The organism is Delftia tsuruhatensis NBRC 16741 (assembly GCF_001571325.1).
In the GTDB taxonomy this organism is placed as follows: domain Bacteria; phylum Pseudomonadota; class Gammaproteobacteria; order Burkholderiales; family Burkholderiaceae_C; genus Comamonas; species Comamonas tsuruhatensis.
In genome coordinates this window covers 1-16,508 of record NZ_BCTO01000067.1, presented here as the reverse complement: position 1 = coordinate 16,508, position 16,508 = coordinate 1, and the positions used below count along the sequence as shown (strand labels likewise).

The window sequence follows — 16,508 nt, the reverse complement described above, 5'->3', positions numbered from 1 at the left end:
TCCGTACTGAAACCTGTTCCATGCACCTGCTGTCCACGCGCCCCGGCGGCTTTGTCGAGGACGAGAGCATCGTCACCCGCCTCGACCAGACGCCGGCCGACATCGTCATCCTGAGCTCGGCCGACACCACGCTGGCCCTGCTGTCCTCGGCCGTGGCCGCGCTGGCCGGGGCGTCGGCGGACTTTCCCTCGGTGCGGCTGGCCAATCTGCTGTACCTGCGCCAGCCGGCCTCGCTGGACCTGTATGTGGACGAGGTGCTGCGCCATGCGCGCGTGGTCATCGTGGACCACCTGGGCTCGGAATCGGCCTGGCCCTACGGCATCGAGCAGATCGGCTCTCTGGCGCGCCGCAAGGGGCAGCGCCTGGCCATGTTCTCGGGTGACCTGCAGGAAGACCCGCACCTGCTGGCGCGCAGCACGCTGCCGGCCGCCGCCTGCCGCCAGCTGTGGCAGTACCTGCGCTCGGGCGGCGCGGCCAATGCGCGCGAGTTCCTCAAGGCCACCGTCTACCACGGGCTGGACCGGGGCGATGCGCCGCTGCCGCCGCGCACCCTGCCGCAGGCAGCCGTGCACGTGCCGCCTGCGCTGTTCGATAACGCCCCCAGCCCTGCCCAGATGCAGGCCCATGACGTGGCCGGCATCGACGACCTGCAGCGCGCCTGGACGCCGGGCGCGCCCACCGTGGCCCTGGTGTTCTACCGCTCCCACCTGCTGGCGGGCAATACGGCAGCCTTCGACGCCATGGCCTTGTCGCTGCAGCAGCGCGGCATGAACCCGCTGCCCGTGGCGCTGGACTCGCTCAAGGACCCGCTGTGCCTGGCCACGCTGCGCCAGCTCTGCGAAGACCATGCCGTGCAGCTGGTGCTCAACACCACGGCGTTCTCGGCGCTGGAATCGGGCACGGCCCTGGCCGGCGATGCGCCCGTGCTGCAGGTGATCGCCAGCGGCGGCAACCGCGAGGACTGGTGGGCCGACAGCCAGGGCCTGCGCCCGCGCGACATCGCCATGCAGGTGGTGCTGCCGGAGATGGATGGCCGCATCATCACGCGCGCCATCAGCTTCAAGGGCCTGTCCCACCGCTGCGCCTTCACCCAGGCCGACGTGGTGGCCTACCAGCCCGAGCCCGACCGCGTGGACTTCGTGGCCGACCTGGCCTGGCGCTGGTGCCGCCTGCGCAGCCTGCCCGCGCGCGACAAGCGCCTGGCCCTGGTGCTGGCCAACTATCCGGGCAGCGAAGGCCGCATCGGCAGCGGCGTGGGGCTGGATACGCCGGCCTCGGTGATCGCCATCCTGCAGCACCTGGCGGCCGAAGGCCATGAGCTGGGCGACCCCGCGCAGCTGCCCGCCGATGGCGAGGCGCTGATGCACACCCTGCAGCAGGGCATTGCCAACGACCCGGCCCAGTGGCCGCTGCGCCCGGCCTGGCAAAGCTATGCGCTGGACGAGTACCTGGCACGCCTGGCCGCGCTGCCGGACGGCATGGCCGACGCCATCACGGCGCGCTGGGGCGCGCCCGAGGCCGACCCGCTGCTGCGCCAGGGCCGCTTCATGATCGCGGGCCTGCGCCTGGGCCATGTCTTTGTCGGCATACAGCCGGCGCGTGCATTGGTCGGCAAAGGCATGGGCGCGCAGGACTATGCGAGCTACCACGATGCCGAGCTGGTGCCGCCCCATAGCTACCTGGCCTTCTACTTCTGGCTGCGCGACCGCTTTGCCGTGGACGCCATGGTCCACGTGGGCAAGCATGGCAACCTCGAATGGCTGCCGGGCAAGAGCCTGGCGCTGTCGGGCGCGTGCTGGCCCGATGCCATCCTGGGCCCGCTGCCGCACCTGTACCCCTTCATCGTCAACGATCCCGGCGAAGGCGCCCAGGCCAAGCGCCGCAGCCAGGCCGTGATCATCGACCACCTGATGCCGCCGCTGACGCGGGCCGAAAACCACGGCCCGCTGCAGGACCTGGAGCGCCTGGTGGACGAGTACTACGACGCCCTGCTGGTCGATGCGCGGCGCGGCGCGCTGCTGCGCCGCCAGATCCTGGACATCGTGCGCCGCCAGCACCTGGACCAGGAGCTGGACCTGGCGCCCGGTGCCGCGCAGGACGACGATGCCGTGCTCGAACGCATAGACGCCTACCTGTGCGAGCTCAAGGAAACCCAGATCCGCGACGGCCTGCATGTCTTCGGCGCCTCGCCTCAAGGCCGCCAGCGCCGCGACACGCTGCTGGCGCTGGCGCGCTTCCCGTCGGACGAAGGCCAGGGCCTGATCCAGGCGCTGGCCGCCGACCTGCTGGACAGCCCCGGGTTCGACCCGCTGCGCATGGAGCCTGCACGCCCCTGGACCGGCGCGCGCCCCGCCGCCCTGCAGGCCGTGAGCGACGAGCCCTGGCGCCATGAAGGCGACACGCGCGAGCGCCTGGAGCTGCTGGCGCAGCAACTGCTGGAAGGTGAGGCCCCGGCCGGTGACTGGCCGCAGACGCGCGCCGCGCTGGCGCAGGTGCATGCCGTGCTGGCGCCCGCGCTGGATGCCTGCGGCGGCGAGGAACTGCGCCAGCTGCTGCGCGGCCTGCAGGGCCGCTTCGTGCCGCCCGGGCCCAGCGGATCGCCCTCGCGCGGGCGGCCCGACGTGCTGCCCACGGGGCGCAATTTCTACACGCTGGACACGCGCGCCATTCCCACCCAGGCCGCCTGGGAGCTGGGCCAGCAGGCCACGCTCAGGCTGCTGGAGCGCTATCTGCAGGAGCATGGCGAGTACCCGCGCACCCTGGGCCTGTCGGTCTGGGGCACGGCCACCATGCGCACGGGCGGCGACGACATCGCCCAGGCCTTTGCGCTGATCGGGGTGCGCCCCAAATGGGCGCCCGGCAGCCAGCGCGTGGTGGACTTCGAGGTGGTGCCGCGCGTGGGCATGGGCCGGCCGCGCGTGGATGTGACGCTGCGCATCTCGGGCTTCTTCCGCGATGCCTTCCCCGGCGCCGTGCAGATGTTCGACGCGGCCGTGCAGGCCGTGGCCGCGCTGGACGAGGACGCCGAGGACAACCCCATACGCGCGCGCATCCTGGCCGAGGCCGAGCAGCTGCAGGCGCAGGGCATGGACGCCGTGCAGGCCCGCCTGCAGGCCGGCTGGCGCGTGTTCGGCGCGCCGCCCGGCCACTACGGCTCGGGCCTGGGCGGGCTGTTCCAGAGCGGCGACTGGCAGGGCGATGCCGACCTGGCCCAGGCCTACCTGGGCTGGAGCCAGCATGCCTACGGCCAGGACGCCGAGGGCGTGCCCGCAGGCGATGCGCTGCGCCGCCGCCTGGGCGAGCTCGACGTGGTGGCCCACAACCAGGACAGCCGCGAGCACGACATCCTCGACTCGGGCGACTACTTCCAGTTCCAGGGCGGCATGGCCTCGGCCGTGCGCCACCTCTCGGGCCGCCAGCCCGCGCTCTACCACGGCGACCATGCCAACCCGGCCCAGCCGCGCGTGCGCTCGCTCAAGGAGGAGATTGCGCGCGTGGTGCGCTCGCGCGTCACCAATCCCAAGTGGATGGACGGCGCCAAGCGCCATGGCTACAAGGGGGCCTTCGAGATGGCGGCCACGGTGGACTATCTCTTCGGCTTCGACGCCACCACGCAGCAGGTGGGCGACCACCAGTACGCCCTGGTGGCCGACGCCTATGTGCTGGACGCGGCCACGCGCGACTTTCTCGTGCAGCACAATCCGCAGGCCCTGCGCGACATGCTGGAGCGCCTGCTCGAAGCCATGCAGCGCGGCCTGTGGGAGCAGCCCGGCGACTATCGCCAGCAGCTGGAAGACCTGCTGCTGGGACATGAAAACCATCTCGAAGGATTGCGCGCATGACCGCATCTCCTGACCTGGGCAGCGGCGCCCCGCCCGCGCTGCCGCCGCTGTTTCCCTTTGCCGCCATTGCCGGCCAGCCCCTGCTGTGCCAGGCGCTGCTGCTGGCCGCCATCGACCCGCAACTGGGCGGCGTGCTGATCGAGGGGCCGCGCGGCACGGCCAAGTCCACGGCCGCGCGCGCCCTGGCCGAGCTCATCGATGCCGCGCCCTTCGTCACGCTGCCGCTGGGCGCCTCGTTGGAGCATCTGGCCGGCTCGCTGGACCTGGGCCAGGCCATGGCCGGCCATGCGCTCAAATTCGCGCCCGGCCTGCTGGCACGCGCCCATGGCGGCGTGCTCTATGTGGACGAGATCAACCTGCTGCCCGATGCCCTGGTCGATGTGCTGCTGGATGCGGCCGCCAGCGGCGTCAACGTGGTCGAGCGCGACGGCATCTCCCACCGCCATGCGGCGCGCTTCGTGCTGGTGGGCACCATGAACCCCGAGGAAGGCCAGCTGCGCCCGCAGCTGCTGGACCGCCTGGGCCTGTGCGTGCGCCTGGCCAATGTGCAGGATGCGGCCCAGCGCCAGGCCATCGTGCGCGCGCGGCTGCTGTTCGATGCCGACCCCGCAGCCTTCCGCGCCCGCCATGCAGACGCCCAGGCCGCGCTGGCCGCGCAGCTGCGCACGGCACGCGAGCGCCTGCAGCCGGCCGGCGCGCTGCCCTGGTCCGACGCGGTGCTGCAGGCCGCCGGAGCGCTGTGCATTGCCGCCCAGGTGGACGGCCTGCGCGCCGACCTGGTGCTGCTGCGTGCCGCACGCGCCTGGGCCGCCTGGCTGGGCGATGCCGAGGTCACGCCCGACCATGTGCAGGCCGTGGCCGAGCTGGTGCTGGTGCACCGCCGCAAGCCGGGGGCGCCGCAGCCGCAGCCGCAGCCGCAGCCGCAGCAGCCATCCCCACAGCAGGCGCCATCGAATCCGCCTTCGCAGTCGCCGGCACAAAGCCGGCCGCCTGCCCAGGCCACGGCCAACGGCGAAAGCGGCAGCCAACCCTCCGAGGCCGACTGGGGCGCCATGCCGCCCGAGCCCGTGGGCCTGCTGCGTGTCGCCGTGCCTTCGTTGCTGGCCCGCGAGGCCGCAAAGCCCGGAGCGCCCGCCGCAAAAAAAGCCTGAGCCCTCGCGGCCCCGCGCCACAGGCAAGGGATGCGAGGGCGGGCCAGCAGGCGACCGGCCAGCCCCGGCTGGCCCAGGCGCAGGGCGGGCCGCCCACCGGCAGCTGGGACTGGCCGCGCACGCTGGCCGCGCGCGGCGCCCAGGCGCTGGCGCCCGAACATCTGCAGCGCCGCCGCGAGCCGCCCCAGGCCACGCGGCTGCATTGCTTTGTGCTCGATTGCTCGGCCTCCATGGCCGCCAGCGGCGCACTGGCGCGGGCCAAGGGCGTGCTGCTGTCGCTGATGGAAGAGGCCTACCGCCGCCGCGAGCAGGTGGCGCTGATCTGCTTTGCGGGCACGCGCGTGGAATTGCGCCTGCCGCCGCGCAAGGCTGCGGCCTGGAATGACGACTGGATCGCTCCCATCGGCGGGGGCGGCGGCACGCCGCTGCAGGCGGCCGTGGAGCATGCGGGCCAGTTGCTGCAGCGCCATTGCGGCGCAGAGGCCTCCTGCCAGGGCTGGCTGTGGCTGCTCACCGACGGCCGCACGCGCGAGCGGCCCGCGCGGCCTGCGGCGGCGCAGGAGGCAGGCATCGTGGACTTCGAATCGGGCCGCGTGCGCCTGGGCCGGGCCGCTGCGCTGGCTGCTGCCTGGGACGCACGCCATGTGCGGGCCGATGATTTCGCAGGCTGATCTGCGGCTTTGACGAGGTCAGGCCGGCCAGCTCAACTCGAACAGCGCGCCGCCGCGCTCGCCCGGCAGGCATTGCGCCCGCCCGCCATGGGCCTGGGCAATGGCCTGGACCACGGCCAGGCCCAGTCCGCTGCCCTTGCTGGCCCCCACGCCGGCGTTTTTGCGGCTGCGGGCGCCTTCGCCGCGCTGGAAGGCGTCGAAGATGCGCGGCGCAAGGTCCGCCGCCACGCCGGGGCCGCTGTCTTCCACGCGCACGGTGCACAGGCCCTGGCGCACGCGCGCGGCCACCAGCAGGGGGCCGGGCTGCGCATACAGCATGGCGTTCTCCAGCAGGGCCAGCAGGGCCTGGCGTATGCGCACGGGGTCGCAGACCACGGGCTGCTCGTCCAGCTCCAGCGCCAGTTGCAGGCCCGCCTGCTCCAGCGCCGGCCCCACGGCCAGGGTCACCGATCGCACCTCGCCGGCCAGGCAGGTCTGGCGCAGCTCCAGATGCAGGTGGCCGTTGTCCTGCAGGCCCAGCAGGCGCAGATCGTCGATCAGGCGGGTCAGCCCCTCGACCTGGGTCATCAGGCTGGCCAGCATGTCCTTGCTGGGCAGGAAGACGCCGTCGGACAGGCCTTGCAGCCGTCCGCTGAGGATGGTCACGGGCGTGCGCAGCTCATGGGCGATGGCCGCGCTCCAGAAGGCGCGCTCCTGCGCCATGCCTTCCAGGCGCTGGGCCAGGCTGTTGAAGTCGTGCACCAGCTGGGCGGCCTCGTGCAGCGCGCTGTCGTCGGTGTGCGCGCGCGCCGAGAGGTCGCCCTGGGCCAGCTGGCGCAGGCTGATGGCCACCGAGTCCAGCGAGGGCAGGATGCGCCGCGACAGCCGCGTGGCCACGAAGATGGCGATCAGCAGGGCGATGACCAGGGTCAGCAGCACCCAGGCCAGCTCCACGCTGGAGGGCATCCAGCCGTCGGAGACGCTGGCCGGGTGAAAGGTCAGCAGCAGTGCATAGAAGGCGTACGAACCCAGCACGCACAGCACGACCACGGCCAGCGTGACGGCCGACATGGTCAGCACCACCTGCCGGCGCAGGCCCGGCACTGCGCTCATGGATCCATCCCCAGCCGGTAGCCCACGCTGCGCACGCTGTCGGGCATGCCCTGCAGGCCCAGGCCTTCGAGCTTCTTGCGCAGCTTGCTGATGTGGCTGTCCACGGTGCGTTCCAGCGTGTGGCCTTCGGGCAGGCAACTGAGCAGCAGCTCGGCGCGGCTGAACACGCGCCGGGGCGAACGCACCAGGCTGGCCAGCAGGTTGAATTCGGTCACGGTGAGTTCGGGCACGTGCGTGGCGCCCTGCACCTGCACGCTGACCTCGCGGCTGTCCAGGTCCACGCGAAAGGGGCCGGCCTGCAGCAGCTTGGTATCGCGGAGCCGGCCCTGGCCGCAGCGGCGCAGCACGGCCTGCACGCGCGCCACGACCTCGGCCGCATTGAAGGGCTTGCCCACGTAGTCGTCCGCGCCAATGCGCAGGCCGATGAGCTTGTCCACGTCCTGGTTGAGGGCGGTGAGCATGATGACGGGCGTGTCGCCGCGCCGGCGGATTTCGGACAGCACCTGCCAGCCGTCGAGGCGTGGCATCTGCACGTCGAGAAGAACGAGATCGGGTTTCAAGTGGTGGTGCAGTTCAAGGGCCTGCTGGCCATCGGCGGCATGGACGGTGCGCAGGTCGCTGCGGGCCAGGTAGGCGCACAGGATGTCTGCGATCTCGGGCTCGTCCTCGGCAACGAGGATGAGCGATGTCGATGGCTGGAAAGGCAAGGGCTGGGCAATGATAGAAGCCATTTTGGGTCGCGGCGGCGGCTGTGTTCATCTCCATCGTTCTTCCACATTTCCCGGGCCGAAATGCCATCGAAAGAACGCAAGCTGTTTCCCTGTGCCGCCGCCATTGGCCGGCATGCGAAACAAAGCGATGAATATGAAGTCACAGCGGCAGTGCCGTATGAGCGGGTGGAGCGGTCAGCTTTTGCAGCGGCTCCCTGAGTGAATGGCCCTTGCGGCAACACGCCGCAGGCCGAAGCCGCACCGGCAGGAGTTTCCTTCATCCCCATGCCTCCTGGCAATCTGGATTTGCATCCGGATGGCCCCTCAGATGATTCGGCGCCAGGCGCCGTATTTTTTCCGCAGCGCGCCCTGGCGCGCATTGAAAACCAGACCTCGCGTCCATGCCACAGTTCTTCATTCACCGGCCCGTCTTTGCCTGGGTCATCGCGCTGTTCATCGTGCTGCTGGGCGTGCTTGCCATCCCGCAATTGCCGATATCGCGCTATCCCACGGTGGCGCCGCCCACGGTGAGCCTGTATGCCACCTATCCGGGCGCCACGCCCAAGACGCTCAATGATTCCGTGGTCTCGCTGATCGAGCGCGAGCTGTCCAGCGTCCGCCACCTGCTGTACTTCGAGTCCTCGGTGGACACCTCGGGCTCGGCCGAGATCAAGGCCACCTTCAAGCCCGGCACCAACCCGGAGCTGGCCCAGGTGGATGTGCAAAACCGCATCAAGGCCGTGGAGCCGCGCCTGCCGCAGGCCGTGCGCCAGAACGGGCTGCAGGTGGAGTCGGCCACGTCGAGCTTTCTGCTGCTGGTGGGCCTGATCTCGCCGGGCGGCGAGTTCGACGAGCTGGCACTCAATGACTACATGGCGCGCAACATCGTGGAGGAGCTGCGCCGCATCGAGGGCGTGGGCCGCGTGCAGCTGTTCGGTACCGAGCAGGCCATGCGCGTCTGGGTCGATCCGGCCAAGCTGATTTCCTACGGGCTGTCCATGGGCGACCTCACCCAGGCCATACAGCAGCAGAACATGCAGATCGCCCCGGGCCGCGTGGGCGATGCGCCGACCGCGCCGGGCCAGCGCGTGACCACGCCGCTGACGGTGCAGGGCCAGCTGACCTCGCCCGCGCAGTTCGCGGCCATCGTGCTGCGCGCCCATGCCGACGGCTCCCGCCTGGTGCTGGGCGACGTGGCGCGCGTGGAGCTGGGCGCGCAGTCCTATGCCTTCTCCAACCGCGAGGACGGCAAGCCCGCCACCAGCGCCGCCGTGCAGCTGTCGCCCGGCGCCAATGCCGTGCGCACGGCCGCTGCCGTGCAAAAGCGCATGGCCGAGCTGGCCTCCATCCTGCCGCAGGGCATGCAGCACACCATCTCGTTCAACACCGCGCCCTTCGTCAAGATCTCCATCGAGAAGGTGGTGCAGACCCTGGTCGAGGCCATGGTGCTGGTCTTCCTGGTGATGTACCTGTTCCTGCAGAACCTGCGCTACACGCTGATCCCGGCCATCGTGGCGCCCGTGGCGCTGCTGGGCACCTTCGCCGTGATGCTGGTGGCGGGCTTTTCCATCAACGTGCTGACCATGTTCGGCATGGTGCTGGCCATCGGCATCATCGTGGACGACGCCATCGTCGTGGTCGAGAACGTGGAGCGCCTGATGGCCGAGGAGGGCCTGTCGCCGCGCGATGCCACGCTCAAGGCCATGAAGGAGATCACGGGCGCCATCATCGGCATCACCCTGGTGCTGACGGCGGTGTTCATTCCCATGGCGTTCGCCAGCGGCTCGGTGGGCGTGATCTACCAGCAGTTCACGCTGTCCATGGCCGTGTCCATCCTGTTCTCGGCCTTCCTGGCCCTGAGCCTGACGCCGGCGCTGTGCGCCACCTTGCTCAAGCCGGTGGCGGCAGGCCACCATGAGAAGAAAGGCTTCTTCGGCTGGTTCAACCGCGGCTTCGAGCGGCTGACGAACCGCTACGAGGCCCATGTCACGGGCCTGGTCCGGCGCACGGGCCGCATGATGCTGCTGTTCGCGGCCATCGTGGCCATCCTGGTGTTTGCGCTGCGCCAGCTGCCATCGGCCTTCCTGCCCGAGGAGGACCAGGGCTACTTCATGACCTCCATCCAGCTGCCGGCCGATGCCACGGCCGAGCGCACGCTGGACGTGGTCAAGCGCTATGAGGAGCATGTGGCGCAGCGCCCCGGCATCGCCTCCAGCATCTCGGTGCTGGGCTTCAGCTTCGCGGGCTCGGGCCCGAACGCGGCCATGGCCTTCACCACGCTCAAGGACTGGGACCAGCGCAACGGCGCCACGGCCGGCGAGGAAGTCTCGCTCGCGCAAAAGGCCATGGAACACGCGCCCGAGGGCGCCATCATGGTGCTGCAGCCCCCGGCCATCGACGAGCTGGGCACTTCCTCGGGCTTCACCATGTACCTGCAGGACCGCACGGGCCAGGGCCATGCCGCGCTCAAGTCGGCCACCGACCAGTTGCTGGCGCTGGCCGGCAGCAGCAGCGTGCTGGGCTCGGCCTACCAGGACAGCCTGCCTTCGGGCACCAGCGTGCGGCTGGAGATCGACCGCCAGAAGGCCCAGGCCCTGGGCGTGGGCTTTGCCGCCATCAGCGAGACGCTGTCCACGGCCATGGGCTCGCTGTACGTCAACGACTTCCCCAACGCCGGGCGCATGCAGCAGGTCATCGTGCAGGCCGACGCGCCCGCGCGCATGCAGATCGATGATGTGCTCCGGCTGAACGTGCGCAACGCTGCGGGCGGCATGGTGCCGCTGGCCGAGTTCGCCACGCCCGTGTGGTCCGAGACGCCGCTGCAGCTGGTGCGCTACCAGGGCTTCCTGGCGTCGCGCATCTCGGGCACGCCTGCGCCCGGCACATCCAGCGGCGCGGCCATGGCCGAGATGGAGCGGCTGGTAGCCCAGCTGCCGCCCGGCTTTGCCGTGGCCTGGACCGGCCAGTCGCTGCAGGAGCGCCAGTCGGCCGCGCAGGCGCCCCTGCTCATGGCCCTGTCCATGCTGGTGGTCTTCCTGGTGCTGGCCGCGCTGTACGAGAGCTGGTCCATCCCGCTGTCGGTGATGCTGGTCGTGCCCCTGGGCCTGCTGGGCGCGGTGGCCGCCGTGCTGCTGCGCGGCATGCCCAACGACGTGTTCTTCAAGGTGGGCCTGATCACCATCATCGGCCTGTCGGCCAAGAACGCCATCCTGATCGTGGAGTTCGCCAAGCAACTGCGCGAGGAAGGCCAGGACCTGCGCGAGGCCGCCATCAAGGCCGCGCGCCTTCGGCTGCGGCCCATCCTCATGACCTCGCTGGCCTTTGCGCTGGGCGTGGTGCCGCTGATGCTGGCATCGGGCGCCAGCGCCGAGACCCAGCACGCCATCGGCACGGGCGTGTTCGGCGGCATGGTCAGCGGCACGGTGCTGGCGGTGTTCTTCGTGCCCGTCTTCTTCGTCTTCGTCCTTGAATGGCAGCGGCGCATCGCCGGGCCGCGCGGCAGCGCGCGCCGGCCGCCGCCCGCTGCCGACCCCGGAACCTGAACCATGCCCCTCTGGATCGCGCTCAACGCCCTGTGCTTTCAGGGCCGCCCGCCGGCACAGTCTTCGAACCCTTGCACGCCATCGGCGCCTGCAGCCCCCGCGCGGCAGGCCGGGCCCACCGGACCCGAGCCGCCGCGTGCAAACGCCGGTGCGCATGCCGGCCCCCTTGGCGCCGATGGCGCCGATGGCGCCCCCTCCGGCACGGCCAGCACGTCCGTCCCATGATTTCTATAATGGCGGCTTCGTTCGCCATTGCAGGAGGTATTCGTCCCATGCGCCATTGATGCTGCCGCTATCCCAGCGGCCCGCTTTTCCCGACCCTGCCCACCGCACGCGCAATGCATGCAAAGCGGCAAGGAACTGCGTTGGCATCCATGAACCGCGATATGACGAATACCACGATCACGCTCGACGGCGTTTCCTGCGTGCTGCCCGATGGCAGCCCCCTTTTCTCCGATCTTTCCGAAACCCTGGACCACCGCCGCACCGGCCTGGTGGGGCGCAACGGCGTGGGCAAGTCGCGGCTGGCGCGCATCCTGGCCGGGCTGGATGCGCCCTCGCAGGGCCGCTGCCTGCGCTCGGGGCAGGTGCTGTACCTGGCCCAGCGCACGGACTGGCACGGCCAGCCTTCGGTGGCGGCGCTGGCCGGGCTGCAGCCCGCGCTGGAGGCGCTGGCGCGCATCGAGGGCGGCAGTTGCGAGCCCCGCGACTTCGAGCTGCTGGCCGACCGCTGGGATCTGCGCCAGCGCCTGCAGGCCCAGCTGGAGCTGGCGGGCCTGGGCCATCTGCGTGCCGATACGCCGGGCCACGCCCTCAGCGGCGGCGAGGCCATGCGTGCGGCCCTGGCGGGCGCGCTGCTGTCGGGCGCCGACCACCTGGTGCTGGACGAGCCCAGCAACCACCTGGACCGCGAAAGCCGCCAGGCCCTGGCCGCGCAACTGCAGCGCTGGCCCGGTGGCCTGGTCGTGGTCAGCCATGACCGCAGTCTGCTGCAGGGCATGGAACGCATCGTGGAGCTGTCGCCGCAGGGGCTTCGCAGCTACGGCGGCGGCTACGCCTTCTATGCCGAAGCCAAGGCGCGCGAGATGGCCTCGGCGGTGCAACTGCTGGAGCAGCGCAAGCTGGAGCGCCGCCGCGAAACGCAGCAGTTGCGCGAGCAGCAGGAGCGCCAGCAGCGCCGCGAGGCGCGCGGCCGCCGCCAGGGCCAGGAGGCCAACCAGGCGCGCATTCTGCTGGACCGGCAAAAGGAGCGCAGCCAGGCGTCGGCCGGCCGCCTGCGCCGCCAGCAGGCGGACACGCGCGAGGCGCTGGACCAGCGCGTGCGCGAGGCGGCGCGCCAGATCGACCTGCAGGCCGGCATCCGCATGCAGGCGCCGCCACCGGTAGGCGCTGCCTGCGACGTGGTGGCGCTGCTGGACGATGTGCTGCTGCCGTTTTCCCCGGGGCCGCGCCTGAACCTGTCTCTGTACGGCGGCCAGCGCCTGGCCGTGACCGGTCCCAACGGCTGCGGCAAGACGCGCCTGCTCGATGTGCTGGCGGGCCGCCTTGCGCCCCAGGCGGGCGAGGTGCGCCGCATGCAGGCCTGTGCCTACCTGGACCAGCGCCTGTCCCTGTTGCAGCCCGGGCGCACGGTGATGGAGCAGTTGCAGGACGCCTGCCCCGGCACCCCCGTGGATGTGCTGCGCACACGCCTGGCCTGGCTCGGGCTGGCGGCCCGGCAGGTGGAGCAGCCCGCGGGCCGGCTCAGCGGCGGCGAGCAGCTCAAGGCCGCCCTGGCCTGCGCGCTGCATGCCGAGCCGCCCGCGCCCCTGCTCCTGCTGGACGAGCCCTGCAACCACCTGGACCTGCCTTCCCTGCAGGCGCTGGAGGCCATGCTGCGCGGCTACCAGGGCACGCTGGTCGTGGTCTCGCATGACGAGGATTTTCTGCAGGCCATCGGGCTGACCGACCGCCTGGTGTGGTCGCCGCAGGGCTGGCGAATGGAGCCCGCCTAGCTTTCCTGCGCTATCAGCGCCTGCAGTGCGCGCACATCGGTCACCAGCAGCGCCTGGCGCCCCTCCTTGCGCAGCAGGCCGCGCCGGGTGAGGGCTCCCAGCTCGCGCGTGACCTGCTCGCGGTTGGTGCTGATCTTGCTGGCCAGCACCGAGTGCGAGGGCACGGGGCTGATGAGGGCCGTGTGCTCGGGCGAGACGCCCGCCTCCCGGGCCAGGCGCAGCAGCTCCCTGTGCAGCCGCGTGGGCACGCCCAGGGTGCTCAGTTCCATGACGCGGTCGGTCAGCCGCCGCACCAGGCCGGCCAGGCCTTCCATCATGCGCAGGGCAACGGCGGGCTCGCGCGCCAGCAGGGCCAGGAAGTCCTGGCGCGAGAGGCTGGCCAGCAGCGAGGATTCCAGGGTGACCACATCGGTGGAGCGGGCCTGGCCGTCAATGGCCGCCAGGTCGCCGAAGTGCTCGCCGGGCCCGTAGTCGCGGAAGCTGACCTCGCGCCCGCCCGGCGAATAGGTGGTGATGCGCACGCGCCCGCTGACCAGGAAGAACACGTCGCTGCCCGTGGAGCAGCGGTTGAACACGGGCTGGCGGGCCTGCAGCGGGCGCCATTCGCAGTCGGCCGCGATGCGGTCCAGGCTGGCGGTGCCCAGGCCCTCGAACAGGGTGAGGCCGCGCAGGGCGAAGCTGGAAGGCGGGGTAGGGTGGGCCATGGAACCAATAGCGGGCGGAATGTACAAAGATTCTGGATCGGGCTGCGCTGTCCCAAGTTCCTTCAAGCCGCCATTGTTCCTGTCTTGTCCTGCCGTCGGGCGCATCATCCGTTTCCATGGCCCGTGTCCTTCCTCCGTCCCTGCCGTCCCTGCGCAGTCTCCACTGGTCCACCGGCCTGGTGCTGTGGACCTATGCGGCGCTGCACCTGTCCAACCATGCCCTGGGCCTGGTCTCGCTGGCCACGGCCGAGGCCGTGCGCGAGCTGGTCCACGGCGTGTGGCGATCCCTGCCCGGCAGCCTGCTGCTCTACGGCGCGCTGGCCGTGCACATGGGGCTGGCGCTGCAGGCGCTGGCGCGGCGGCGCAGCCTGCGCATGCCGGCGCTGGAGGCCGTGCGGCTGCTGCTGGGCCTGGGCCTGCCGCTGCTGCTGGCCCTGCACGTGCCGGCCACGCGGCTGGCGCAGGAGGCCTGGGGCGTGGACCCCTCGTATGCGCGCATCGTGCGTTCTTCCTGGAATCCGTCCAGCATGGCCATCCAGCTGCTGCTGATGGCGGCCGCCTGGACCCATGGCTGCATGGGCCTGCACATGGCCCTGCGGGCGCGCGGCTGGTGGCGGCGCTGGCAGCCGCTGCTGCTCACGGCCGCCGTGCTGCTGCCCGTGCTGGCGGCGCTGGGAATCGTCTCCATGGCGCGCGAGATCGCGGCGGCCGGTGTGCCCGCGCCGGCCGGGCCTTCGCCGCAGGCGGCGCAGCTGCTGCGCGATCTGACATCGGGGCTGCGCCAGGGCTGGCTGGCCGGCCTGGCTGCCTTGCTGTCCGGCCCCTGGCTGTGGCGGCGCATGCGCCTGCGCGGCGCCCGCCAGGTGCTGCTGCACTATCCGGGCCGCACGGTGCAGGTGCCCCAGGGCATGAGCGTGCTCGAAGCCAGCCGCGAGCATGGCATTGCCCATTTGTCGCTGTGCGGCGGCAGGGCGCGCTGCTCCACCTGCCGCGTGCGCGTGTCCGGCCCGGCGGCCCACCTGCCTGCGCCGGGGCGGGACGAGCGCCTCACGCTGGAGCGCGTGGGTGCGCCGCAGGATGTGCGGCTGGCCTGCCAGCTGCGGCCCACGGGCGATGTGCAGGTGGCGCCGCTGTTCCGCTCGCCGGCAGCCGCCCAGGCCGGGCGCGCGGGCCAGGAGCGCGAGGTCCGCGAAGTGCGCGAGGTGGCCATCCTGTTCGTGGACCTGCGCCGCTGGTCCGGCCTGGCCGAGCGGCAATGGCCCGTGGACCTGTCCTGGGTGCTGGACCAGTATTTCGAGCGCGTGGGCCAGGCCGTGCACGACAGCGGCGGCATGGCCAACCAGTTCATCGGCGACAGCGTGATGGCCATCTTCGGCCTGGATACCGACCTGGACACGGCCTGCCGCCAGGCCGTGCAGGCCAGCGCCCTCATCGACCGGCGCATGCAGGAGTGGAGCGCGAGCTTCGAGGCGCAGTTCGGCCAGCCGGTGGATTTCGGCATGGGGCTGCACGCGGGGCGCGCCGCCGTGGGGCGCGTGGGCTTCGAGCACACCACCACCTTCACGGCCGTGGGCGAGGTGGTCAACACGGCCAGCCGCCTGCAGGAATACACCAAGAGCGCCCAGGCCCGGCTGGTGCTGTCGCTGGAGGTGGCGCGCCGCGCGGGCGTGGCCGATGGCCTGGGCGAAGTCCGGCAGGTGCAGGTGCGCGGGCGCTCCGAGCCCTTGCCGGCCCTGCATGTGGCACGGCCCGGCCTGCAGTGGGCGTGAGCGTGGATGGTGGGCGCGGGAACCGGAGAGTTTGCGCAAAGCTGTGCGTTTAGGCACTGACGTGCAGGCGGGCGAAGACGAGACTGCAGCCATGCAGAACGCAATCACGCGCTGCAGGATTTGACAAAGGATTCGCCATGAAGCACGCAAAGACCCTCTTCGCCATCACCGCCCTTTCTGCCGCACTTTCCTCCGCGTTGTGGCCGGGCATGGCCTCGGCCGCACCGGCCGCCACGGTATCTGCAGAAACCTGGTTCGGCGCCGAGCCCGCCAGCTCCGGCCCCGCGCTGTCGCGCGCCGAAGTGCAGGCCGACCTGGCCCTGTGGAACCGCGCCGGCCTCAACGTCTACCGCGAGTCCGACGTGAACCACTGGGATGCCGACTACCAGCAGCGCCTGGCCCAGTACCAGCGCATGCGCAGCGGCCCCGAGTACCTGGCCGAAGTGCAGCGCCTGGGTGGCTCGGTGAAGGCGGCCGAAGGCCAGGGTTCCGGCCGTGTCCCGGGCTGAGCCGACGATGCGCGCCGCCACGCATTCCACTGCCCATGCCGCCGCATCGCCCTGGGCCGACTTCGCGCCGCTGCTGGCCCGGGTGCTGCTGAGCCTGCTGTTCATCTACAGCGGCATCGGCAAGCTGATGGGGCCGGAGGGCACCATGGCCTATATCGCCAAGGCGGGCCTGCCGCTGCCCATGCTGTCGTATGCCATGGCGCTGGTGGTGGAGCTGGGCGTGGCCACGGCCCTGCTGCTGGGCTGGCGAACCCGCGAGGCCGCGGCCGTGATGGCCGTGTTCAGCGTCATGTCGGCGCTGATGTTCCACAACCAGTTCGGCGACAAGGGCCAGCTGGTGCAGTTCCTGAAGAACCTGGCGATTGCCGGCGGATTCGTGCAACTGATGCTGGCGCCCGTGGCGCGCTGGAGCCTGGACGCGCGGCGCAAGGCCTCGCGTTGAGCACGAGCCAGTGATCCCTGGCGCTGTGTGCAACACACAGCCCATGAAACCGGCGCTGCCCCGCGCGAGGGACACCGAGGAA

At 71.2% G+C, this 16,508-nt stretch carries 11 protein-coding genes; 8 read left to right on the top strand and 3 right to left on the bottom strand.

Going from position 1 to position 16,508, the window contains the following annotated elements:
• Positions 1 to 20 precede the first annotated feature (20 nt).
• From cobN to DTS01S_RS25525, 3 genes are all read left to right on the top strand, one after another.
• Positions 21 to 3,842 carry a cobaltochelatase subunit CobN gene (gene cobN / locus DTS01S_RS25535; protein WP_061289516.1) on the top strand — a complete coding sequence of 1,274 codons (3,822 nt, stop codon included), beginning with the start codon at positions 21 to 23 and terminating at the stop codon, positions 3,840 to 3,842.
• Entirely contained in the window at positions 3,839 to 4,993 is a 1,155-nt protein-coding gene (locus DTS01S_RS25530; RefSeq protein ID WP_061289513.1) for an ATP-binding protein, read from the top strand. The genes cobN and DTS01S_RS25530 overlap by 4 nt, the downstream gene beginning before the upstream one ends.
• A 209-nt stretch (positions 4,994 to 5,202) precedes the next feature.
• Positions 5,203 to 5,664, top strand: a complete 462-nt coding sequence (locus DTS01S_RS25525) for a vWA domain-containing protein (RefSeq protein ID WP_235434683.1) — start codon at positions 5,203 to 5,205, stop codon at positions 5,662 to 5,664.
• 18 nt (positions 5,665 to 5,682) lie between these two features.
• Here DTS01S_RS25525 and DTS01S_RS25520 read toward each other — a convergent pair whose 3' ends face one another.
• On the bottom strand, positions 5,683 to 6,756 hold the full coding sequence (locus DTS01S_RS25520; RefSeq protein ID WP_016448780.1) for an ATP-binding protein: 1,074 nt from the start codon (positions 6,754 to 6,756) through the stop codon (positions 5,683 to 5,685).
• Complete coding sequence (locus DTS01S_RS25515; RefSeq protein WP_016448779.1) at positions 6,753 to 7,487, bottom strand: response regulator; 735 nt, start codon at positions 7,485 to 7,487, stop codon at positions 6,753 to 6,755. Before DTS01S_RS25515 ends, DTS01S_RS25520 begins: the two co-directional genes overlap by 4 nt.
• A gap of 380 nt (positions 7,488 to 7,867) precedes the next feature.
• On the opposite strand from DTS01S_RS25515, the gene DTS01S_RS25510 reads away from it, so the two are divergent.
• Both DTS01S_RS25510 and DTS01S_RS25505 read left to right on the top strand, forming a co-directional pair.
• The gene (locus DTS01S_RS25510; protein ID WP_016454400.1) at positions 7,868 to 11,008 is read left to right on the top strand and encodes an efflux RND transporter permease subunit; all 3,141 of its coding nucleotides are present in this window, start codon (positions 7,868 to 7,870) and stop codon (positions 11,006 to 11,008) included.
• Positions 11,009 to 11,394: 386 nt separating this feature from the next.
• The gene (locus DTS01S_RS25505; RefSeq protein ID WP_254787874.1) at positions 11,395 to 13,002 is read left to right on the top strand and encodes an ABC-F family ATP-binding cassette domain-containing protein; all 1,608 of its coding nucleotides are present in this window, start codon (positions 11,395 to 11,397) and stop codon (positions 13,000 to 13,002) included.
• On the opposite strand, the gene DTS01S_RS25500 is transcribed toward DTS01S_RS25505, so the two are convergent.
• Positions 12,999 to 13,706, bottom strand: coding sequence for a Crp/Fnr family transcriptional regulator (locus tag DTS01S_RS25500; RefSeq protein WP_061289506.1), 708 nt, complete (start codon positions 13,704 to 13,706; stop codon positions 12,999 to 13,001). The genes DTS01S_RS25505 and DTS01S_RS25500 overlap by 4 nt on opposite strands.
• Positions 13,707 to 13,822: 116 nt before the next feature.
• On the opposite strand from DTS01S_RS25500, the gene DTS01S_RS25495 reads away from it, so the two are divergent.
• The 3 genes from DTS01S_RS25495 (at position 13,823) to DTS01S_RS25485 (ending at position 16,426) form a co-directional block, all read left to right on the top strand.
• The gene (locus tag DTS01S_RS25495) at positions 13,823 to 15,475 is read left to right on the top strand and encodes an adenylate/guanylate cyclase domain-containing protein (protein ID WP_061289503.1); all 1,653 of its coding nucleotides are present in this window, start codon (positions 13,823 to 13,825) and stop codon (positions 15,473 to 15,475) included.
• Positions 15,476 to 15,612: 137 nt separating this feature from the next.
• Positions 15,613 to 15,984: a DUF4148 domain-containing protein gene (locus DTS01S_RS25490; RefSeq protein ID WP_016454396.1), complete on the top strand. Its 372-nt coding sequence runs from the start codon at positions 15,613 to 15,615 to the stop codon at positions 15,982 to 15,984.
• Positions 15,985 to 15,991: 7 nt separating this feature from the next.
• Complete coding sequence (locus DTS01S_RS25485) at positions 15,992 to 16,426, top strand: DoxX family protein (RefSeq protein WP_061289501.1); 435 nt, start codon at positions 15,992 to 15,994, stop codon at positions 16,424 to 16,426.
• Positions 16,427 to 16,508: the final 82 nt, after the last annotated feature.